Here is a 20,750-nt window from a genome sequence, read left to right as displayed (position 1 = left end):
ACGCCCCAAAGCCACGCCGGGCAGCACGGTGGCGCTTACTCGTCATCGTGTACCGATCCCGGTTCGCGCTTATGCCAGACATAGATCAGTCCCATCAGGACATGGACGATCGGAGCGTCCTTTCCTGCGGGTTCGGCAGCCCATGGCTGTTCAATCACGCTGACATCCTCTCTGGTTGAGGATGAGAAGCGTATGGGTCAACCCGACAGGCGTCATTCGACAGTTCCGCCAGGTGATTCACCAATCCGGCCATCTCTGTCGATGTGGCCCCAGGAAAGGGAGGGTTCGGCCCAGGATTACAGCGCCGGAACCGTGATCCTCTGCAGGTCGAGCTTGGCCCTCAGAGCGTAGTGCTTGCGGGTGACCGGTACGACGCAGGTCAGGCGGGGATCGACATAGTCCTTGAACAGCGGCGGCCGCGGGGAAGCCAGGTAGAATCCGCGATCCTGCTTGACCGCTGCCGGCAGCAGAACCTCGCTGAAGTCGCTGTCGGAGGCATCGGTAACGAGGCAGGGCGCATGGCGGAACCCAAGCTGGCGCAGCAGGTACAGGCGATGGGAGCCATTGGTCAGCACCATGCGCTTGCCAAACCGGGTGGCGCTGATCAGGTTGTCACTGAAACCCAGATAGATGACGACGGCGTGGCTGGCTGCGCCGAACGGCTCGTAGTCGGTGATGGCAGCCGGATCGAGGGTCGCCACATCGAGGAAACGCAGGTCGTTCGAGGTGGACGCGAAGGTGTAGCTGCCATCGGACTGGGTGAAGCGCACTTCCGGATGTGCATGGCTGCCGCTTCGCGCGACAAGTTGCATGACCTCCTGCGCGGTGGGCGAGGCGGTCAGGGATGCCGCCAGCTGGTCGATGTGACGCAGGTTGATGCACTCCTGGAAGATCACCAGTCGATCGATATCGACCATCCGCCAACTGCGCGGCAGAACACTCGTCATGCGGTGCATCGAGGGTTGCCGCAGCGCCTGCTCAGCCAGCGGCAGCATCTCATCCGGCAACGCATGGACATTGATGGCGTCCGCCTCACCGGCTTCCTCCTGCTGCAGCCTCAGCACCTCGGCACGCGCCGTCCGCCAGTCCTCCACCAGCGCAGCTTCGTCGAAGCGGCCCGGTGGGCAACGCTCCCGTACGAAGCGGATGAACTTCGGCAGGAGAAACATCCCCTTCAGCAGAAGCGTGGGATCCAGCCCGTCATCACTGATCTCGGTGTTCATCCCTCTTGCCTCTCATGGGTCGCATCGACAGCGGGCAGGCAGCGTCATTCGTCACGCCAAAATAATATGTTATATCATAACATTTCGGTGCCTTGGCGGCAATCGCCCTGCAATGTGGCGGCGATGGTGGCTTGGCTGCTCCGTATCCAATGCAACGCGATCCAACGCAATGCGCGGGTACATCCACTGACGATAGGAGATGTTCATGAACGAGCTGATTGAGCTGGGTGTAGTGGCAGGACAGCAGAACCCTGAGGATCAGGGTGTGGGTGGCGAACTGATCGAGCTGGGCTCGGTGGTTTCGGAAACGAAGGCGCACAACCACGGCACGTTGTGGGACGGCGTGTTCCCGACCACGTCGCCCTGATCTACCGCGCAATGTCGCATCTGCGGTGCATACCCTGCATGCACCGCTTCTCCGGTTCCGGCGCAGGAGCGCATGATGGAGCAAGCTGCCGCCCCGTATTTCCTGTCAAAGCACGCCCACGTCTGTGTCACCGGCGATGCGATGGTGATTCTGGACCAGGCCACGGGAAAGTATCTTTCCCTTGAAAAACGCGGCGCCGCAGGCCTTGGCAAGCTCGTTCTCGATTGGCCCCTGCAGTCCGATGACGCAAGCACCCCCAGGCTTCTGCAGGCCTTGATCGACCGCCGCCTGATCACCGCGGATCCGCAGCAGGGGAAATCCGCTGCCAGCCCCGCCATTGCGCTGCCACGCTACTGGGCACGCGAAGGCGAGCCGCGTGGCCGTCCTTCGATCAAGGCGCGCGACCTGCGTCGATTCATCGCCTCGTGCGCCTATGCCGCCTGCAGCAGAACAGTCCTTCCTTTCAGTTCCACGGTGTCGGCCGTGCGCCGTCGGGCGGATCGCGGCCACGGCAGGCCGGTGAGCATTGAAGAACTGGCCTTGAGGGTGCGGATGTTCGACTGGCTCCGGCCCGTAGCCTTCCGCAAGACCGATGAGTGCTTTCTCTACTGCCTGGCAATGCACGGATTCCTGTCGAAGTACGGCATCGTTCCGGCCTGGGTGTTCGCGGTCAGAACCCAGCCGTTCGCCGCGCACTGCTGGCTGCAGCACGGCGATCACGTGCTGACCGACATCCCCTTCAACCTGCGCCGGATGGCTCCCATCCTGGTGCTGTAACGAAACCTGCCATGTACCGATACATCGCCGTGCTCTGGAACACCCACTCGGAATCTGCGACCGCGCAGGCGGAACGCATCGTGGAAAGGATTGGTGCCAGGCTACCCGGCACCGCCTGCGTGTTGAACGACAACGGCGCGGCGATCCATGTGCAGAGCGACAACCACGGCTATTTCGAATGCGATCGCTCGAACGCGCTGGTGGTATTGGGCAAGCTGTTCCACAAGACGTTCGGCGAAGGCGCCGTGCCTGGTCGCGTGGACCTCGATGCCGCATCAGCGCATGCCGCCTGCAGCAGCCAGGGCCGCAGCATCATCGAACAGTACTGGGGCCGCTACGTGGCGTTCGGATTCCAGCAGGAAACATCGAGCTGGTTCGTCCTGCGCGATCCCACTGCGGAGATCCCGTGCTACCTGACCACGGTGGGCCAGTTGACGCTGGTCTTCTCCAACATGGAAGACTGCCTGATGCTGGGCCTGCGCGATTTCAGCGTTGACTGGTCCTTCCTGTCGTACTCGCTGCTGTACCCGTTTCGTGATGGCCTGCAGACCGGCTTCGAGGAGGTCACGGCGGTCGAAGCGGGCGAGGCGGTTTCCATCCGCGATGGAGAGCCGGCGGGCCGCCACTGCCAGTGGGACGTGGTGCGACTGGCCCGCGACGCGCCGATCGAGGATCTTCAGGAAGCCGTGTCGCTGGCGCGTTCCACGCTGCTGGGCTGCATCGGTGCACTGGCCAGCCAGCACCGGCGCATCCAGCTGCAGCTGTCGGGCGGGCTGGATTCCTCGATCATCCTGGCCGGCCTGCTGCAGGCGCCGTCGGCACCGGAGGTGACGTGTGTCCATCACTACGATGAGGGCATCGGCGCCGACGAACGGCTGTTCGCGCGGATGGCAGTGCAAGGGGCCAGTGATTCCTCGGGCAGGCGTTGCGAATACATCGAGTACCGAAGGCAACCTCACTGCGCGCTGGAAGAGATCATGACCTTCCCACGCACGGCCCGGCCGGCGCATTGTTCCGGCTATCTTCTCCACCGTCGTGACCTGGCCTTCGACGGTGACACCGTGCAGTTCACTGGTGTCGGCGGTGATGCGGTGTTCCTGCGCTTCAAGGGCAACGCCGCTGCGATCGACTATGCCTGGCGCCGCGGCATCGATCGGGATTTCTTCCGGGTCGCCTTCGAAACCGCGCAGTCCGGCGATTCACTGTACGGCGTGCTGAAGGATGCGGTCGTGCAGGGACTGCTGAAGCGGCCGGCCCGCATCAATGGTCGTTGGGGAAAGCCCTGCACATGGGTGCGGGTGGACCTGTCCGAACAGGATGGCCTGCAGCCGGCCTGGTTGCGGCATGCGCAGGCGCAGGGCCATCACGTATCACCCTACAAGCTGGCCCATATCGGCCGCATGGTGTTTCCGACCAGCGTCCTTGATCCCTTCGAAGGTGCAGGCCACTGGCATGGCGTATCGCCGATCAGTGCACAGCCGCTTGTCGAACTGTTCGCGCGCATTCCGCTGCACCTGCTCATCGCGGACGCGGAAGACCGCACCATCGCGCGGCGTGCAATGAAGGGACTGTTGCCGGATGCGCTGCTGTCGCGGAAGGTGAAATCCTATCTGGATGATCACTCCGTGGCGGTCACCCAAGGGCACCAGCACTTCATCAGGAATCTGCTGGTCGATGGAATGCTGGCCAAGCGTGGCTATCTCGACAGCGCGCTGGCCGATGCGGGCATCCAGCAGGTCGGCCCGGACCACTCGTCGCAGGTGCTCGGCATCTTCGGCCCACAGATCAATATCGAAGCGTGGTTGCGGCGCTGGTCCGGCCAGCGTGGCGCACAGGCGGCCACCGTGGCCTAGGCGCTGCGGCTCATCTCTTCCAGATAGAGACTCTCGAGATCGTTCGCGGTGATCGTGCTCGCATCCAGCGTCCTGCGCAGGCGACCGGCCCGCATCAGGCCGATCGTGGTCGCCACCTCACGGGCACGGAACAGATCGTGGGTGGCCATCAGGATCGCCGTGCCGCGATCGCGTTGCCGCACGATCAACTCGTGGAATTCGGCTGACGCCGTTGGGTCCAGGCCCGAGGTGGGTTCATCCAGCAACAGGGCGCTGGCTTCCTTGACGATGGCCAGTGCGATGCCGACCTTCTGCCGCATGCCCTTGGAATAGAGGCCCACGCGTCGCCCGAATGCGTCGGTCGCCAGACCAGCGGACCTGAGTGCGTCCTTCAACCGCGCTGGCGAGCGTTCCTCGACACCGGCCAGGCGGGCGAAGTAGTCCAGATTCTCGTAGCCGGTCAGCTCGTCGTACAGCGCCACGGTCTCGGGGATGTACAGCAGCCGACGGCGTACCTCCTGCGGCTGCTGGTGCGCACTGAGACCGTCCACTTCGGCCGCACCGGAGGTGGGTTTCAGAAAGCCAAGAAACAGCTTGATGGTGGTCGACTTGCCGGCGCCGTTGGCGCCCAGCAGGCAGAATATCTCGCCCGGCTTCACCTCGAAGCTGACGTCATCCAGCGCCCGATGTGCACCGTGTTCCATGACCAGGCTTTTTGCAGACAGCATGTGGACGTCTCCTCAGGGCGTTGCCAGCCGGCTGCGCAATGCACCGGCTGCAAGCAGGACAAGCAGGGTGGCAATGATCAGTGCGGCGAGATCGGCGAGGACACCACGTTGGGCGACGCCGGCTGTTTCGTGGAACTGGAAGCGGGGCAGGGTGTCGTACTCTTCGAAGGTCTGCGGCGCGTCACGATCCAGATAGGCCTTGTGCAACAGCCGCCGCGCCTGCCAGAAGGAGTGGACCTGCCCCTGGAAGTCGAGCGCGCGGTCGGCATCCGAGCCTGCGATGCGGTCGAGCGCGTCCTGTGTCGCGACGGCCGGCAGCAGCAGCCGCACCTTGTCCAGAACCTGGCGGTGTGCGGCCTCGGCCTGCGCATGCGAGGCAATCAGGCGCGCCAGCTCCCGGTCAGCTGCAACCCGATCGGCATAGGCCTGGCGCACAGTGTCGGAGATGACGGCGGACGGCGAATTCACTGGCGCCGACGTCGCATGCTCGCGCTGCTGGCGCGTTGCGATGCCGGACTGCATCGCCTTTACCTCGGTGGCGAACTGCATCTGTGACGGCGGCGGCGCGATCAGGTTCACCGTGGCCAGCGCCAGCGACGGCGCCATGACCACGATCAGCAGCCACAGCGCGCCGGCGGCGATGGCCGCCTCGGTGGTACGCCGGGCAAGGCAGCCGATCAGCAGTGCCAGGGCCAGCCAGAAGGCGCCGTACAGCAGGACGGTCAGCGCCAGCATGGCCAGGCCTGCTGGACTGCGCGCGCCGGCCCCGATCGCCGCCACCAGCAGGATGGCCAGCGCGGGCAACAGCACCACCAGGCCGCGCGCCAGGACCTTGACCACCAGCAGGCGTGTTGCCGACACCGGCTGCGACAGCACCAGCGCCGCGATGCCGCGCTCGCGCTCACGTGACCACAGATCGTGGGTGGCCACGAGAATGACCAGCGGCAGCAGGAAGACGATGATGAAGGCGAGGTCGAACCGTCCCGCAGCCCGTGCCGCTGGATTGCCGATGTCGGCCCAGACGTGCTTGAGCAGCTGGGTCGGATCGCCCAGCGCGACCACATCGGCGGTGTAGGGGTAGGCGTCTGCCTGGCCGATCGACAGCGGTGCCATGGCGCCGGGCGCAAGCACCGGCTGTGCACGGGGCAGCACCGAGGGCGCCTTGCCGACGAATGCGCGGCTGTGCTCCTTCGTCTGCTGTTCTTCCTGCTGGATCAGGGCGATGGCCGCCTCGCGCTGGCCCACCCATGCGCGGCCGTTCCATGCAGCGTAGGTACCCAGCGCGAGCAGCAGGACAAGCAGCACCGGCAGCGCTCGATCACGCAGCAGTCGGCGGATCTCATAGCGGGCAATCGACACACCGCTCATGGCGATCTCCCCAGCTTCCGTGCGGAGATGAGCACCACCACGCAGCCCAGCATCAGCCAGGCCAGCAGAATGACGAGATTTCCGCGCTGCGCGGCAGCAGTACCGGCCAGGGTCTGTTGCGGCGGCCGGTACTGCACTGAACGGGTGATGCCGGCGATGTCGGCCACATGCTTTCCGCCCTGCGGCGCCTTGTGCAGCTTCACTTCCTGGTTGAGTGCCTGGATCAACCGATAGCGGTAGTCCTCCACGCCACGCAGGAACGCCAGATGCGCCGGGAAATCCGTGCCGGCAAAGGCGCGCGACCAGGACTGCAGCGCCAACATCGGCGAGACAAGGCCAAACAGGCGCTGGGTGGCGTCCTGCTGCTGGTAGGCGGCATGCAGGCGATCAAAGTGGCGATTGTAGACGCGCGTCGAGTTGGCCTCGGCAAACTCCAGGGCCACGCCGCGGAAGTTCACCGGCAGGTCGTCCACGTTGTCGACCCGGTAGCGCGCCATCAACGTTGCGCGCAGGGCATCGAGGCGTTTGTCGGCCGGATCGTGGCCATCCGCGCCGTTCTCCGCTTCCTCGGTCACGCTGGCCCTGAACGACGGTGCCGAGGGGGTCGGGTACAGGGATTCGGCGATGGCAGGCGCCACCCTCGGCACCAGCAGCGTGGACACCACCCAGAAGCCCAGCAGCACCACCAGTGACGTCCGTGCGGAGCCTGCAAGCGCCGAGACCCCCACGGTCAGTGCGCAGAACACCAGCAGATAGAGTACGTAGGCGGCAGCCAGTGCAAGCAGGGCAGCGAGATCCGCGGCGCCGCCGTACTGGATGGACAGCCCCGGAAGGCTGATCAGCAGCATGGCCAGCACCAGCAGCAGCGACGCGGTCGCCAGGGCAATCAGGCGCCCGCAGATCAGCACGCCCGCCGAGGCGCCGGTGCCGAGTTCCTGGCGCAGTGTCTCGCGGGCAATATCGCCGGACAGTGTCGCGAACCCGGCCAGGATGATCAGCAGCGGCGCCACGACCTGCAGCGCCCACGCCGCAGAGAAGCCCTCGAAGCGGCTGAGTGCGGTGCCGGCATCAACCGCGCGGTGCCGGGCCTGGTTCTGTGCGTGGCCCTCGATGAACACCGAGGTTCCCAGGTAATCCGTCAGCCCCGGGTCCAGTGCAGCCAGCGGCCGCACGGGGGCCGGAATGGCACGCCCGACATGCGCGGCACCGTGCGGGTCGATCGTGCCCTGGCTGTCCCACAACCGCGCCTCTTCCGCGCTCACGGCCTGGCGCTCCTGCGCCTGCAGGGTCAGGCGTGCGGCACCGCTCAGCACCGATGTTCCCGCAATCAGCAACAGGGCAAGGGCGAGCCACAGCACGCGCCGCTCGCGCCACATCAGCGCAAGCTGGGTTGCCGCGACAGCGAGAGCCTGCTGGATGGCCATGACGGTCCGCGACAGGGCAGGGGTATCGGCGCGCATGCGGCGGCCTACCAGCGGTGCGTCAGCGTCATGGACAGGAAGCGACCCAGCGCTGTTGCATTGGTGGGGTCATAGCCGGTGTTGATGCTGTTGACGATGAACGGCGGATCCCGGTCGAACAGGTTCTGCACGTTGAACGCAAGCGATGTGCCACGCTGCGTATCTGCCGATGGGCCGAAGTGATAGGCGAGATTCAGATCGACGGTCGTCCAGGAGCTGACGTGCGGCCGCGCGACATTGGCAGGGTCGCGATAACTGTCCACGAAGTTCACGAAGAGCCCGCCCGCTGCCTGCTGCCGGCTGAGCATGATGCCGCCGCGCATCTTGAGATCCACGGGGTAGTACACCGCGTTCACCGCATCCACCTCGGGCGAGGTACTGGTCACGCGCCGCTTCGATTCGATGATGTACTGCCCGGCCAGGTTCACCGCGATGTGGGTCTGGCCGGCATCGAAGGCATAGGACCCACTGAAGTCCACACCCCGCTGCCGGGTAAAGGCGTTGTTGCGGAAGCGGTTGTCGAGGATCACCTGGCTGTTGCTCTCATCCATTCCAGCCGGCAGCGCGTACGGCCCCACGCGTGAGACAAACAGGCCCAGGCCCGAAATGCCCAGCTGGCGCGCCTGCTGGATCTGCTGTTGCGTGGGATTGGTGGTCAGGATGTCTGCGTAGGGCGCGGTGGACTGCTGGAACAGCGACGGGAAGCTGCCGCCGAAGCCACTGCCGATGCGGTCGGCGTATTCGATGTGGTAGTAGTTGGCGTCGATCTTGAGGCCGGGTATGGACGGCGGCGCGAACGAGAAGCCGCCGGTCCAGGTCTTGGCACGCTCAGGCCCCAGATCCGGGTTGCCATTGGACAGCATCATCAGGATCGTGTTGCCACCGGGCGCGCCTGGGTTGGGCACGTTCGCCACCACCACGGTGTTGTTCAGCTGCATGTCCTGGTACACCGGCGCCCGGTAGGAGCGGCCGTAGCTGGTACGGAACGAAAGCCCCTGGGTCGCCTCCCACAGCAGGCCGAACTTGGGATTCAGCGTGGAACCGAAATCGCTGTAGTCGTCATAGCGCGCTGCAGCGGTCAGGGACAGGCTCCGCACGCCCGGCAGATCCTTCAGCAGCGGAACGTTGAGCTCGGCAAAAGCGGACCTCACGGTACGCTGCAGGTCGAGCGGCTTTTCCAGGCCGCGGTGATCGACCAGTTCATAGCCGTCGCGGCGGTAGCCCGCACCGAATGCCGCGCGGACCCCACCGGCGGGCAGGCTGAACAGCTCGCCGTCGGCGACCAGGTCCAGGTAACGCGATTCGGAGTTGGTATTCGTGGGCGGCGCGGTACTGGCCGAGCTGCCAGTGATGGTGGTGCGCTGATAGGACACATCGCTCCTGCCGAACCCCGAATCCAGGCGCGCCTGCCACCCGCGTGGAAGATCCAGGGTGAGTCCGGCGAACAGGTCGAACTGCCGCGTGTGCGGGAACAACCGGGTTTCGTCGGCGGTGCCGGAAATGGTGGTGTCCATCTCGCGCTTGGCGAACGAGCCGGTCACGTTCAGGGTCAGCACATCGCTGAGCTGCTGCACACCGTCCACATACAGGCTGTGGCGCTTGGATCCCGGGTAGAGGTCATACGGCTTGACCCGCACGTTCTTCGAAAAGTCCTTGTCCACTGCCGGCAGGTTGCTCTGCTTGAGGAACTCATAGCTGGCCAGCACATGGCCGCCATTCCATGACCAGCCTGCCGACTGCGATGCCTGGTACTCCTCCATGCTGCCGGCGGTGACAGCGCCGTAGCGCACAGCCGTCTCGTACCCGGTGAAGTCGCGGCGCAGGATGATGTTGACCACGCCGCCGACCGCATCGGTGCCGTAGATGGCCGAGGCACCATCGGTGAGGATTTCCACGCGCTCGACGGCACTGAGCGGAATCAGCGAGACATCCACGTACTGGTAGCGGTTCGATGAGGTCACGCGATGGCCGTTGATCAGGGTCAACGTGGTGCCGGTTCCCAGCCCGCGCAGATTGAGGGCGGTGCCCTGGCCGAAGTTGTTGCCGGTATCGCGGTCGACGCCGAGATTGGCGACGTTGGCACCATTGGCGCCACCACCGAAGTTCTGCGGCAGCTTCTCGAACAGCTGCTGCACGGTGGCCACGCCGGTGCGGTCGATGGCCTCCTTGTCGATCACGATCACCGGCGATGCACCGCCGCCAACGGCATCGCGGATGTTGCTGCCGACCACCAGCACCTTGTCCAGGGTGGCGGTCGGCGCCTCGGGCGGTGTGACCGGCGCTTTCGCGCCGCGGTCATTGCCGGGGTTCTGGGCCAGTGCGGGCAGGCTGGCCAGCAAGCCTGCAGCGATGCTGATCGCCAGGCGCGCGCGCGCCATGGCAGTGGATGCGTTCGTCATTCCCCGGTCCATCGATCTCATTGGAGTGTGGCCTGCGGCAGGGTCACGCCGCTCCTGAATGGCGATGTTATATCATATCATTCAGGCGAGCGACGGAGAGGGGCCGACCCCATGCTGGAACGAGGCCGATGACGAAGAACGCCGTTCCGCCCCCCGTGGCGGAGATTCTGGGTGCGTACTGGAAGACTGATCGTCGGCTGTTGCTGCTGATCGCCAGCAGTGTCGTGCTGTCCAGCCTGGCCACTGTTGCGGCGCCCTATCTGTTCTCGCGCCTGATCGACCGTCTGCCCAGCGACGGGGTCGGCGCCCTCGCGGGCGGCTTCCTGCTGTATGCGGTCATGCTTGGCGCTGGCAGCGCCCTGCAGAACACCGTGCAGTACCTGTCGTTCCTCAGTGGCGAGAACCTTGGCTTCATCACCAGCACCCGCTACTTCACCCGCCTGCTGAAAAAGACCAACAGTTTCTTCCTGGACCACAACGCGGCCGAGCTGCAGGTGGCTGGCGAAAAAGGCCGCGGGGCGCTGAAGATCGTCGTGCAGCTGGGATTGGTGGCCTTCATTCCCAGTGCGCTGCAGATTGTGCTGACCCTGGTCACGCTGGGGGCGCTGATCAATCTGCAGGTGGTGTTGATCGTGCTGGTCTACGGCGCAGTGGCTGTCGCCCTTTCCGCGATTGCCACCCGGCGTGCGCGGATCCATCGCGAAGCCGCGGTCGAGGCCGGGCAGCAGAACGCCCGCTTCGTCGGCAATGCCATGAATGCGATGGAGACATTGCGGCAGTTCGGTGGCAGCGCCTGGATGGTGCAGCGCTTCGAGCAGAAGGCCCAGGAGGTGCGCGACAGCTGGCGTGCCTATGTACTGCAGCGCATCGGCTTCATCGCGCTGCTGGGCGCCGGCCTGGCGGTCGAGTTCATCGTCACCTTCCAGCTGTTGCTGCCGCGCTACCAGAGCGGCGCGCTCAGCATCGGTGACATCGTGCTGTTCAACCTGCTGCTGCTCCAGCTCAACATGCCATTCGAGATGATCGCCCGCTCGATCGACGACGTCGCGCGCTCCTGGAGCATGCTGGGCCCGCTTTCAACGCTGTGGGCGGCGCCCGAGGAGCAGCAGGTGGCCGATGCCCAGCGCTTCGCCGGGGAAGGCGGCCGCCTGGAGTTCCAGCAGGTCAGCCACCGCTATGGCAATGGGCGCGGGGTGAGCGATGTGTCCTTCGAGGCCGAACGTGGCGGCATCAATTTCCTGATCGGGCCGACCGGGGCAGGGAAGTCGACGCTGTTCAAGCTGGCCCTGAAGTCGATCGATCCCCAACGTGGCCGGATCCTGGTCGATGGTGTTGACCTGTCCCGGATCGACCGTGCGGCGTGGCATGCCGCCGTCGCGGTGGTTCCGCAGGATGTCATCCTGCTCAACGAAAGCCTGGCCGACAACATCCTGCTGGGGCGCGCGCGTGATGATGATCGGCTGCGGCATGCAGCACGCAAGGCTGCGATCCTGCCGTTGATTGAAGTACTGCCCGAGGGGCTGGAAACCACGGTGGGCGAGCGCGGCCTGAAGTTGTCCGGTGGTGAGCGCCAGCGCATCGCGATCGCCCGTGCCCTGTATGGCGAACCGGCCATCCTGTTCCTGGACGAGGCCAGCTCCGCGCTGGATGAGGCCACCGAACGCGAGATCATGGACCACATCCGCGCACTGGCGAATGACGTAACCGTCGTGGCCATCACCCATCGGCGCGCCATCGTGAGCCCGGCTGACCGGGTGATCGAGCTGGAGAGTGATCGCTGAGCCAGCGGCGGCATGCGGGCCTCCTGCAGGTTCAAGGGCCGCCGTCGTGCTCAGGCATCGCCGCGCCACTGGCTCATCAACATCTGCAGGAAGCGCTCGGCAGTGGGGGAGAGCAGGGCGCCCCGCCGGCGCACGATGCCGATCGTGCGCGACACCACCGGGTTGCCGATCGAACGCGTCACCAGACTCGGATGATCACCATCGGGCGTGGCCATCTTCGGCAGCACCGATACGCCGATACCTGCCTCGACCATGCCCAGCGACGTGGACAGGTGCGTCACTTCGTAGTGCCAGCTGAGCTTGAGGTTCTCACGCGCCAACGCACCATCCAGCAGCGTGCGGTTGCCGCTGGTGCGGTGCACGGTGATCAGCTGGTGCTCGGCCAGATCCGCCCATTCCACTTTGCGCTTGCGAGCCAGGGGATGATCGCGCCGGCATGCCAGCACGAATGGATCTTCAGCGAGCACGTCGAAATCAAGATTGGGATCGTTGGCGCCCATGAAGTTGATGCCGAACTCGACTTCGCCACGCTCGACCGCCTGCAGGCCTTCGGTGGCCGGAATGTCCAGGATGCGGAAGCGCACATTCGGATGCGCCTCATGGAAGCGCGCCATCACGCTGGGCAGGAAGTAGAACGCTGCCGTCGGCAGGCAGGCGATGGTCACCGTCGCGCCGCGGGTGTCTTCGCGGCCGCGCAGTGAGAACAGCGAGCCATCGAACTCTTCCAGCATGCGCCGCACCAGCGGCAACAGGTTCTCGCCCACCGCCGTCGTGCTGACGCTGCGCGTGGTGCGCTCCAGCAACGGTGACCCCACGGCCTGTTCGAGTTTCTGGATGCGTCGGCTGAGCGCCGGCTGGGAGACATGCAGGATCTCGGCGGCGCGATGGAAGCTGCGGGTCTCGGACACCAGCAGGAACGCGCGTAGATCCAGGATTTCGCAATTGATGCTCATTGGGTATCAATCATCCAAAAATCAGCAATTCACAGATCAATTGGCGTCATGCCAGTATCGAATCACAGAGGGGTCATTCATCCCCTATACGCATCAATCTAGCACACGTATGTCCAACGATCTGCTCAGCATTCCCTGCGTACTCATGCGCGGTGGCACCTCCAAAGGCCCCTTCTTCCTGGCCAGCGACCTGCCTGCGGACATCGCCGAGCGCGATCGCCTGCTGCTGGAAGTGATGGGGTCGGGTCATCCGCTGCAGATCGACGGCATCGGTGGTGGCAACGCGCTTACCAGCAAGGTCGCCATCATCGACCGTTCCAGCCGGCCCGAGGCCGACGTGGACTACCTGTTCGCCCAGGTGCGGGTGGAGCAGCAGGTGGTGGATACCTCCCCGAACTGCGGCAACATGCTGGCCGCCGTGGGTCCGTACGCCATCGAGCGTGGACTGGTGCAGGCGCAGGACCCGCAGACGCAGGTGCGCATCCACAACGTCAATACCGGCAAGTTGATCATCGCCACAGTGGAAACGCCTGGCGGCACCGTGGTGTATCGGGGTGACACGCGCATTGCCGGCGCGCCGGGCTCGGCCTCGCCGGTGCGGCTGTCGTTCCTTGACGCGGCAGGTGCCCGGACCGGCAAGCTGCTGCCCAGCGGCAATGCTGCGGAAACCATTGACGGCGTGGCGGTCAGCCTGGTGGATTGCGCGATGCCGATGATGCTGGTGCGCGCCGAAGACCTGGGGGTGCGCGGTGATGCTTCGCCGGCTGAGCTGAATGCGAACAGCGCCTTGCTGGCGCGACTGGAGGCGCTGCGCATCGAGGCGGGGACCCGCATGGGCATCGCCGATGCCGGCAACAAGGTCATCCCGAAGCCGGTGCTGCTGTCGGCACCGCAGCATGGGGGCGATCTGCAGGTGCGCTATTTCATGCCGCACCAATGCCATACCGCATTGGCGATCACCGGCGCGGTTGGCCTGGCCACGGCGGCGGTCACCCCAGGCACGCTGGCCCACACTTTGGTCGGATGCGTGCAGTTGCCCGGCAGCATTACCCTCGAACATCCGAGCGGGGCCCTGGAGGTGGGCCTCAGTCGCAGTTCGGGCGACACGCCAGTGGTTGCCAGCGTGGTGCGTACCGCACGCCGCCTGTTTGAGGGCCGTGTATTTGCGACTACGCCGGCATCTGCCATGGCCAGTTCCACCCAAGCCCGCCAATGGACGTCAGCGGCATGATCTGAACGCGGTCGGCCGGCGCAGGCGCGCCTGTCTGCCATTACAACGTAGATGCTTCACTCCTGGGAGGGATGATGTACAAGCAGTTCTTCATGGCCGCGCTGTGCGCGGCGGGCCTGGCCGCGGCCGGGTGCAGCAAGCCCGACGGCGATGCAGCTGGCACGTCCGCACGCAGCAGCGAAGGTGCCCCGGTGCGCATCAGCGTCGGCTCCTACAACCTCAATAACCTGCCGTTCTTCATCGCCGACGCCAAGGGCTATTTCAAGGACGTCGGCCTCGAAGTGAAGACCGAGAACTTCGCCCAGGGTGGCTCCAAGGTGCTGCAGGCACTCGTGGCCAACTCCACCGACGTGGCGGTCGGCTTCTACGACCACACCATCCAGATGCAGGCCAAGGGCAAGGACGTGGTCGCCTTCGTGCTGCTCTCGCGCAACTCCGGCCTGGTGATGGCGGGGCGCGAGAATGCCACCTTCGATCCAGCCCGCCCGGAGACCATCAAGGGCCAGAAGGTGGGCATCACCGCACCCGGCTCGTCGTCGGACTTCTTCATTCGCCATTTCCTGGCGCAACACGATATTCCGGTCGACAGCATCTCGCTGATCGGCGTCGGCTCCGGCGCCGCAGCGGTTGCCGCACTGGAGCAGGGCAAGATCGACCTGCTGGTGAACTACGACCCTGCCGCCACCCTGATCACCGAGCGCAAGGTCGGCAGGATCATCATCGATGCCCGTAGCGACGACGGTGCCCGCCAGGTCTATGGCGGCCTGTATCCGACCTCGGTGATGTATGCCAACCAGAGCTTCCTCGACAAGCGCCCCGAGGCGGCGGAGAAGATCGCCCGCGCCGAGCAGATGGCACTGAAGTTCATCGCCGACAGCAGCGCCGAGGACATCGTTGCGGCACTGCCGGACAGCTACGTGTCTGGCGACCGCGCCACCTATGCACGCGCCGTGGAGAATGCGCGCGCGATCTTCACCCGCGATGGCCGTTTCACCCCCGCCGACCTGGAAACACCGCTGAAGGTACTGCGCGAGTTCAACACGGATGTGGCCAGCGCCAACATCGATCTCTCCAGGACCTACACCAATGCCTTCGTCGAGCGTGCCAACGCCGCGGCGCCGGCAACCCAACCGTAAGCGGAGGTAATCCCATGGCCCTCAATGCCACCGTGCGCCAGTTCAACGGCGCGCCGCAGCTGGAGCCTGCACAGACCATGGTCGCCATCAACAAGGTGACCATGTCCTTCGGTGAATTCACTGCCGTCCGTGATGTCGACATCCAGGTGGGCAATGGCGAGTTCCTCGCCATTGTCGGGCCCACCGGCTGCGGCAAGAGCACCATCCTCAATTCCGTGGCCGGCCTGTTGAAGCCTTCTTGCGGGCAGGTCAGCATCGACGGCCGCGCGGTCAGCGGCGTGCAGGAATCGGTGGGCTACCTGTTCCAGCAGGATGCACTGCTGCCGTGGAAGACCGCATTCCAGAACGTCGAACTGGGCCTGCGCTTCCGCGGCGTCGCCGAAGCCGAACGCAAGGCCAAGGCCAATGCCTGGCTGGCCAAAGTTGGCCTGACCGGATTCGAGCATCGCTATCCGCACCAGTTGTCCGGTGGCCAGCGCAAGCGCGTGCAGATGGCGCAGGCACTGATCGTGGAGCCGAAGGTGATCCTGATGGATGAACCGTTCTCGGCACTGGACATCCACACCCGCCACCTGATGCAGAACGAGCTGCTGCGCCTGTGGCAGGAGGATCGGCGCTCAGTGATCCTGATTACCCACGACCTCGAAGAAGCCATTGCCCTGGGGGACCGCGTGGTGGTGCTGTCGTCCGGGCCGGCCAGCCGGGTCGTGCGCAGCTTCGATGTGGATCTGGAACGCCCGCGCAACGTCGCAGAGATCAAGCTGGATGACCGTTTCACTGACCTGTACCGCGACATCTGGGCCTGCCTGCGCGGTGAAGTGGAGAAGAGCTATGCACGCCAAGACTGACAAGTTCATCCAACTGGCCCTGGTGGTCGTCGTGTTCGGTGGCTGGGAGGGCGGCATCGCGCTCGGCGTGATCGATCCGTTCTTCTTCCCGTCGCCAACGGCGATCGTGCAGCAGGCCTGGACCTGGCTGTCCGACACCTCGTTCTACCAGCATGTCTACATCACCCTGACCGAGACCGCGCTGGGCTACATCATCGGCACCGGGCTGGGTGTGGCCGGCGGCGTTTGGCTGGGCCTGAGCCGGCGCTCGGCACGCATCCTGGATCCCTTCATCAAGGGCTTCAATGCGATCCCGCGCGTGGTGCTGGCGCCGATCTTCGTGCTGTGGCTGGGCCTTGGTCTGTGGTCAAAGGTCGCACTGGCCGTAACCCTGGTGTTCTTCACCACGTTCTTCAACGCCATGCAGGGCGTGCGCGAGGTCAATCCGGTGGTGCTGGCCAATGCGCGCATCCTTGGTGCCGGACGCAGCGACCTGTTGCGCCACGTGTACTTCCCGGCGGCCGCCAGCTGGATCCTGTCCTCGCTGCGCACATCGGTCGGCTTCGCCGTCGTCGGCGCCATCATCGGCGAATACCTCGGTGCTTCGGCCGGCCTCGGCTACCTGATCGCTCAGGCCGAGGGCAACTTCAATGCCGTAGGTGTGTTTGCCGGCATCATCATCCTGGCCGCCTTCGTGCTGGTCATCGACGCACTGCTGGACGTGGTCGAGAACAAGCTGATCACCTGGCGTCCCAATGCCCAGGCACAGGCCACCAGCTGAGCACGGCCGCCTGAGCCTGCCCGCCGCGCCGCCGGCCTGATCCGGCGGCGCGCACCTCCCCGTCATTCCCCCGCATCACCGCAACAGGCCAGCGCCAGGCCAGGGGGCCGGCTGGCCGGAGAGAGAGCCATGAAACATTCCAGTGTGCTGCCACGCGCAGCGCTATCGGTCGCGCTCGGCCTGCTGCTGGCCAGCGGCCCTGCAGGTGCACAGGCCGTGTCATCCCCGCCGGTGCCCCTCAGCCAGGCAGAACTGTCACGCCTGGTGCAGCAGCAGGCACTGCAGATCCAACAGCTGGAAGCGCGCCTGCGGGCAGTGGAGGGCGAACAGGGCATTGCGGCCATGCGGCCCGCCCCGCCCGAGCCTGCAGTGGAGGCGCGGGTCGCCGCACTGGAGTCCAGCCAGTCCAGGCTGCCCAAGGTGTCGTGGTCCAAGGGCGCCCCGGAATTCAGCAGTGCTGACGGCACTGTGGCTTTCCGCCCACGTGGACGCCTGTTCGTCGATGCCTCCAGTACCGACGGCGCCACCGTGGGCGATCGCAACATCTCCGGTACCGAGATCCGTTCGGTGCGCCTGGGTGCGGAAGGGCGCTACGGCATCCTCGGCTGGGCGGTGGAGGGCGACTTCGCCGACAACGCAGTGGCTTGGAAGTCGGTCTATGCCACGCTGGATCACACCTTGTTCGGGTTGCCAGCCGACCTCACCGTCGGCAACCGCCTCAACGACCGCGGCATCGACGGCTCCAGCAGCACATCCAACACGCCGTTCCAGGACCGCAACGTCGTGGGCACGTTGATGCTGCCGCAACGCGGCCTGTTCGGCGTGGGCCTGACTGAACGTGTTTACGGCAAGGGTTGGCATGCCAGCCTGTCGGTGGCCGGCAATGACCTCAACAATGCAGGCACCGACAACGACAGCCAGACCTGGGCCACGCGCGTGCACTGGAATCCCGTGGCCAGCGACCGCGCCACCGTGCACCTGGGCGCCTGGGCCTTCCACGAGGAGATCGCCGCAGGCGCGAGTGGCGTCGTTCGCAGTTCGGCCATCGCAGGGCACTTCAACGACCTGGTGAAGATCGCGCCGGGCACCTTGTCGGGGGCTGATCGCAGCACCGCCTACGGCGCCGAGCTTGCCGGCTTCTTTGGCCCGGCCTGGGCGACCGGCGAATGGGGCACGCGCAACCTGCGCGGCGCCGACGCCAGCGGCCGTTACGATCTGGACCATCAGGCCTGGGCGATCTCGGCCGGCTGGTTCCTGGCCGGTGCGATGCCCGCCTATTCGGGCAAGGCCGGTACATGGGGCCGGGTGAAGGTGGCCGATCCGGTCACCCGCGGCGGTGCCGGCGCGTGGGAGTTGAAGGGCCGCTATGAAGACGTGGACTATGCCGAGCTGCCCACTGGCGGAACGGGGCATGCGTGGACGCTGGGCGCGAACTGGTATCTCAACGATTTCAGCCGCGTGATGTTCGAAGCGATCCGCTGGCAGACCCACAATCGCAGTGGCACCGGGCAGGGCAGGGACGAGGGGACCACCTTCAATACCCGCCTGCAGGTGGCCTTCTAGCATCTGCGTGCCGCTTGCGCCGATCAGAGCAGCAACAGCGCCCCGATCAGCGCAGGCGGCATCACCAGCGCACCGACGCGCAGGAAGTCGAGCGCGCTGACATGCTCGCCCTCTCGGCGCAGCGCCACCAGCCACAGCATCGTGGCCAATGAGCCGGTCACCGACAGGTTGGGGCCCAGGTCCACGCCGACCAGCAATGCGGCGCGGGTTTGTGCCGGCAGATCGGCCATCTGGCCCAGCGAGCCTGCGGCGAGGCCGACCGGCAGATTGTTGGCCACGTTGCTCAGCAGCGCGACCGCGCCACCGGCCAGCCAGCTGGCCTGGTGTGGGGAAGCCTGCGCAACGGCCTGCAGCGCGCTGGCCGCCGTCTGGATGACACCGGTCTGGGCCACTGCTTCCACCAGCACGAACAGGCCGGCCACCAGCGGCAGCACGCCCCAGGACACATGGCGCAGCAGCGGCAACGGACTGCGCCGCTGGTGCATCGCCACTACTGCCACACTCAGCGTGCCTGCGCAGAACGTGGCCAGGCCGAGCGGGCCGTTCAGTGCGGACGTCACCAGCAGCACGGTGCCGGTGAACAACACGCCCAGCGCGCTCAGCCGGCCACCTTCGGTCAGCGGGCGATGCTCCGGCGCCGCCACCAGCGGCTGCGCGATCTCGCGCCGATGCACCCAGCGCAGCACCAGATAGGTGGCGCCGATCGCGGCCAGTGACGGCAACGCGAACTGTGCCAGCCACTGCATCAAGGATGGCATGTGCTGGCCGTACACCACCAGGTTGGCCGGGTTGGAAATGGGCAGCACGAAGCTGGCCGCATTGGCGATGAAGGCGCAGACGAACAGATAGGGCAGGGGGTTGGCGCGGGCGGCCTTGCAGGCGGCGTAGACCGCCGGGGTCAACACCACCGCCGTGGCATCGTTGGAAAGGAACACAGTCACCAGCGTGCCGACCAGGAACACCAGGTCGAACAGGCGTCGTCCCGAGCCTCCCGCATGGCGGACCGCGTACAACGCCAGCCAGTCGAACAGGCCTTCGCGCCGGGCCAGCTCGGCCAGCACCATCATGCCGACCAGGAACAGATAGACATCGCGGCCCTCGGCCACTGCGTGCAAGGTCGTGCCGAACGACACCGCTCCCAGCAGTGGAAGCAGAAGAGCAGCCCCCAGTGCCCACACGTACTCCGGAATGCGGAATGGCCGGAACAGCAGGCCGAGGGTCGCCACGGTCACGGCCGCCCAGATGAGGAAAGAGGAGCAGGAAGCGAGCATCGGGCGGGGTGTCTCAGCGGCGCCGACGCGTACCTCAACAGGACGCGCCCGCTGCAATCACGGTGGTTCGGGGAAGGCGGCATCATACCTTGCGAGCCGCGCCTGGGCTGTAGCGCCGAGCCCAGGCTCGGCTGTTTGCCGCGTGCCGCTGGCACGCACGCTCCGCGAACGTTTTCTTCGGGCGTTCTTCACCACCACCCCGCATAAGGTGGGAGCCATTCAAGGCGTTGCGGTGGACTCAACGATGTTCGAATACCAGGACTGGACCTTCAACGCCAATGGCCGAACCCTGGTGGCCCGGGTGGAACTGGATGGCGACGGCGGCGGCACCATCAACCGTTACCGGTTGTCCCCCGGGCCTGCCCAGTCCGGGCTGTGCATCAAGGTGGCCTCGCAGGAGGAAGCCGCCAAGAGGCTCGAAACCGAGGTGGAGAAGCTGCTCGGCCCAGAGTGGTAGAAAGGGCTTCGCTGTGGCAGAAGCGTTGTGAGGTTGCCAGCGCCACTCCGCAATCTCAGACCATGCGACGGCCGACCGTATTCTTCCGGCCATGCATTCGCCCTCCAGCCCTCCCGATTTCATGACGGCCCGCCGGCCCTCCGGCTGGGTGCAGAGCGGTGACCACTGGGACCTGTGGTGGAACGGCCGCTGCGTGGCCAACATCGTGCCGCATGCCGTGCTCGGTGTCCGCCTGTTCCTCGACGCGCGGAAAATGTCACAGACCAAGGTGGTGGCTGCCGCAAATGCGCGGCAGGCCAAGCGCTACGCCGAACGCTGGTGCGCCGCCCGGCTCTGCCCGCAGTTGCGGTTGCGCGATGCGGTGGCGCGGCTGCTGGATGCCGGTACTCCACCACCTTCCGCGCTCACGCGGGAGCAGCGGCAGCAGGCCCGCCGCCTGGCCGAGGCCGGGTCGCGTGAGATGGGCCGGATCAAGGAGGCGCTGGCGCTGAGACGGACCCCTGCGATGTCGCGAGCGCAGGAGCAGGCACGCCCGTTACCCAGATAGAACCTCGGCCACGTGGTCCTGCGCGCACCTATAATGCCGCCCCCAGCCT

18 protein-coding genes are annotated in these 20,750 nt (G+C 65.7%); 11 read left to right on the top strand and 7 right to left on the bottom strand.

Annotation, left to right across the window (positions count from 1 at the left end):
* Positions 1 to 296: 296 nt before the first annotated feature.
* The gene (locus tag SriyCCGPB3_RS11325) at positions 297 to 1,223 is read right to left on the bottom strand and encodes a hypothetical protein (RefSeq protein WP_350259224.1); all 927 of its coding nucleotides are present in this window, start codon (positions 1,221 to 1,223) and stop codon (positions 297 to 299) included.
* 205 nt (positions 1,224 to 1,428) lie between these two features.
* On the opposite strand from SriyCCGPB3_RS11325, the gene SriyCCGPB3_RS11320 reads away from it, so the two are divergent.
* The 3 genes from SriyCCGPB3_RS11320 to SriyCCGPB3_RS11310 all read left to right on the top strand — a co-directional run bounded on the left by SriyCCGPB3_RS11320 (position 1,429) and on the right by SriyCCGPB3_RS11310 (position 4,220).
* The gene (locus tag SriyCCGPB3_RS11320; RefSeq protein ID WP_012511114.1) at positions 1,429 to 1,590 is read left to right on the top strand and encodes a hypothetical protein; all 162 of its coding nucleotides are present in this window, start codon (positions 1,429 to 1,431) and stop codon (positions 1,588 to 1,590) included.
* A gap of 75 nt (positions 1,591 to 1,665) precedes the next feature.
* Positions 1,666 to 2,367 (top strand): lasso peptide biosynthesis B2 protein, encoded by a 702-nt coding sequence (locus SriyCCGPB3_RS11315; RefSeq protein ID WP_350259223.1) that lies wholly within the window; start codon positions 1,666 to 1,668, stop codon positions 2,365 to 2,367.
* 11 nt (positions 2,368 to 2,378) lie between these two features.
* Positions 2,379 to 4,220 (top strand): asparagine synthase-related protein, encoded by a 1,842-nt coding sequence (locus SriyCCGPB3_RS11310; RefSeq protein WP_350259222.1) that lies wholly within the window; start codon positions 2,379 to 2,381, stop codon positions 4,218 to 4,220.
* Here the strand turns inward: SriyCCGPB3_RS11310 and SriyCCGPB3_RS11305 are convergent.
* From SriyCCGPB3_RS11305 to SriyCCGPB3_RS11290, 4 genes are read right to left on the bottom strand one after another with little or no spacing between them, the layout of a single operon-like run.
* Entirely contained in the window at positions 4,217 to 4,927 is a 711-nt protein-coding gene (locus SriyCCGPB3_RS11305) for an ABC transporter ATP-binding protein (RefSeq protein ID WP_350259221.1), read from the bottom strand. The two genes, SriyCCGPB3_RS11310 and SriyCCGPB3_RS11305, sit on opposite strands and share 4 nt — an antisense overlap.
* 12 nt (positions 4,928 to 4,939) lie before the next feature.
* Complete coding sequence (locus SriyCCGPB3_RS11300; RefSeq protein WP_350259220.1) at positions 4,940 to 6,295, bottom strand: ABC transporter permease subunit; 1,356 nt, start codon at positions 6,293 to 6,295, stop codon at positions 4,940 to 4,942.
* A complete protein-coding gene (locus SriyCCGPB3_RS11295) occupies positions 6,292 to 7,755 on the bottom strand; it encodes a DUF3526 domain-containing protein (RefSeq protein ID WP_350259219.1) in 1,464 nt (487 codons plus the stop codon). The genes SriyCCGPB3_RS11300 and SriyCCGPB3_RS11295 overlap by 4 nt, the downstream gene beginning before the upstream one ends.
* A gap of 8 nt (positions 7,756 to 7,763) precedes the next feature.
* Positions 7,764 to 10,154, bottom strand: coding sequence for a TonB-dependent receptor plug domain-containing protein (locus SriyCCGPB3_RS11290; protein ID WP_350259218.1), 2,391 nt, complete (start codon positions 10,152 to 10,154; stop codon positions 7,764 to 7,766).
* 128 nt (positions 10,155 to 10,282) lie between these two features.
* On the opposite strand from SriyCCGPB3_RS11290, the gene SriyCCGPB3_RS11285 reads away from it, so the two are divergent.
* On the top strand, positions 10,283 to 11,935 hold the full coding sequence (locus SriyCCGPB3_RS11285) for an ABC transporter ATP-binding protein (RefSeq protein ID WP_350259217.1): 1,653 nt from the start codon (positions 10,283 to 10,285) through the stop codon (positions 11,933 to 11,935).
* 50 nt (positions 11,936 to 11,985) lie between these two features.
* Here the strand turns inward: SriyCCGPB3_RS11285 and SriyCCGPB3_RS11280 are convergent, their stop codons facing one another.
* The gene (locus tag SriyCCGPB3_RS11280) at positions 11,986 to 12,888 is read right to left on the bottom strand and encodes a LysR family transcriptional regulator (protein ID WP_153855376.1); all 903 of its coding nucleotides are present in this window, start codon (positions 12,886 to 12,888) and stop codon (positions 11,986 to 11,988) included.
* Positions 12,889 to 12,997: 109 nt separating this feature from the next.
* Here SriyCCGPB3_RS11280 and SriyCCGPB3_RS11275 point away from each other — a divergent pair, with 109 nt between their 5' ends.
* The 5 genes from SriyCCGPB3_RS11275 (at position 12,998) to SriyCCGPB3_RS11255 (ending at position 18,426) form a co-directional block, all read left to right on the top strand.
* Positions 12,998 to 14,119, top strand: a complete 1,122-nt coding sequence (locus SriyCCGPB3_RS11275; protein ID WP_153855375.1) for a 4-oxalomesaconate tautomerase — start codon at positions 12,998 to 13,000, stop codon at positions 14,117 to 14,119.
* A gap of 74 nt (positions 14,120 to 14,193) precedes the next feature.
* Positions 14,194 to 15,255, top strand: a complete 1,062-nt coding sequence (locus SriyCCGPB3_RS11270) for an ABC transporter substrate-binding protein (RefSeq protein WP_350259216.1) — start codon at positions 14,194 to 14,196, stop codon at positions 15,253 to 15,255.
* 14 nt (positions 15,256 to 15,269) lie between these two features.
* Complete coding sequence (locus SriyCCGPB3_RS11265) at positions 15,270 to 16,103, top strand: ABC transporter ATP-binding protein (RefSeq protein ID WP_153855373.1); 834 nt, start codon at positions 15,270 to 15,272, stop codon at positions 16,101 to 16,103.
* A complete protein-coding gene (locus SriyCCGPB3_RS11260; RefSeq protein ID WP_153855372.1) occupies positions 16,087 to 16,863 on the top strand; it encodes an ABC transporter permease in 777 nt (258 codons plus the stop codon). Before SriyCCGPB3_RS11265 ends, SriyCCGPB3_RS11260 begins: the two co-directional genes overlap by 17 nt.
* Positions 16,864 to 16,992: 129 nt before the next feature.
* The gene (locus tag SriyCCGPB3_RS11255) at positions 16,993 to 18,426 is read left to right on the top strand and encodes an OprO/OprP family phosphate-selective porin (RefSeq protein ID WP_180846783.1); all 1,434 of its coding nucleotides are present in this window, start codon (positions 16,993 to 16,995) and stop codon (positions 18,424 to 18,426) included.
* Between the two features lie 23 nt (positions 18,427 to 18,449).
* Here the strand turns inward: SriyCCGPB3_RS11255 and SriyCCGPB3_RS11250 are convergent, their stop codons facing one another.
* Positions 18,450 to 19,697: an arsenic transporter gene (locus tag SriyCCGPB3_RS11250; protein WP_350259215.1), complete on the bottom strand. Its 1,248-nt coding sequence runs from the start codon at positions 19,695 to 19,697 to the stop codon at positions 18,450 to 18,452.
* 142 nt (positions 19,698 to 19,839) lie between these two features.
* Between SriyCCGPB3_RS11250 and SriyCCGPB3_RS11245 the strand changes: the two genes are divergently transcribed.
* On the top strand, positions 19,840 to 20,154 hold the full coding sequence (locus SriyCCGPB3_RS11245) for a hypothetical protein (RefSeq protein WP_239506091.1): 315 nt from the start codon (positions 19,840 to 19,842) through the stop codon (positions 20,152 to 20,154).
* A 91-nt stretch (positions 20,155 to 20,245) separates the two neighbouring features.
* Positions 20,246 to 20,701 (top strand): hypothetical protein, encoded by a 456-nt coding sequence (locus tag SriyCCGPB3_RS11240; RefSeq protein ID WP_433963274.1) that lies wholly within the window; start codon positions 20,246 to 20,248, stop codon positions 20,699 to 20,701.
* Positions 20,702 to 20,750: the final 49 nt, after the last annotated feature.

The organism is Stenotrophomonas riyadhensis (assembly GCF_040256885.1).
GTDB classification, from domain to species: domain Bacteria; phylum Pseudomonadota; class Gammaproteobacteria; order Xanthomonadales; family Xanthomonadaceae; genus Stenotrophomonas; species Stenotrophomonas riyadhensis.
This window is presented reverse-complemented; position numbering and strand designations above follow the sequence as displayed.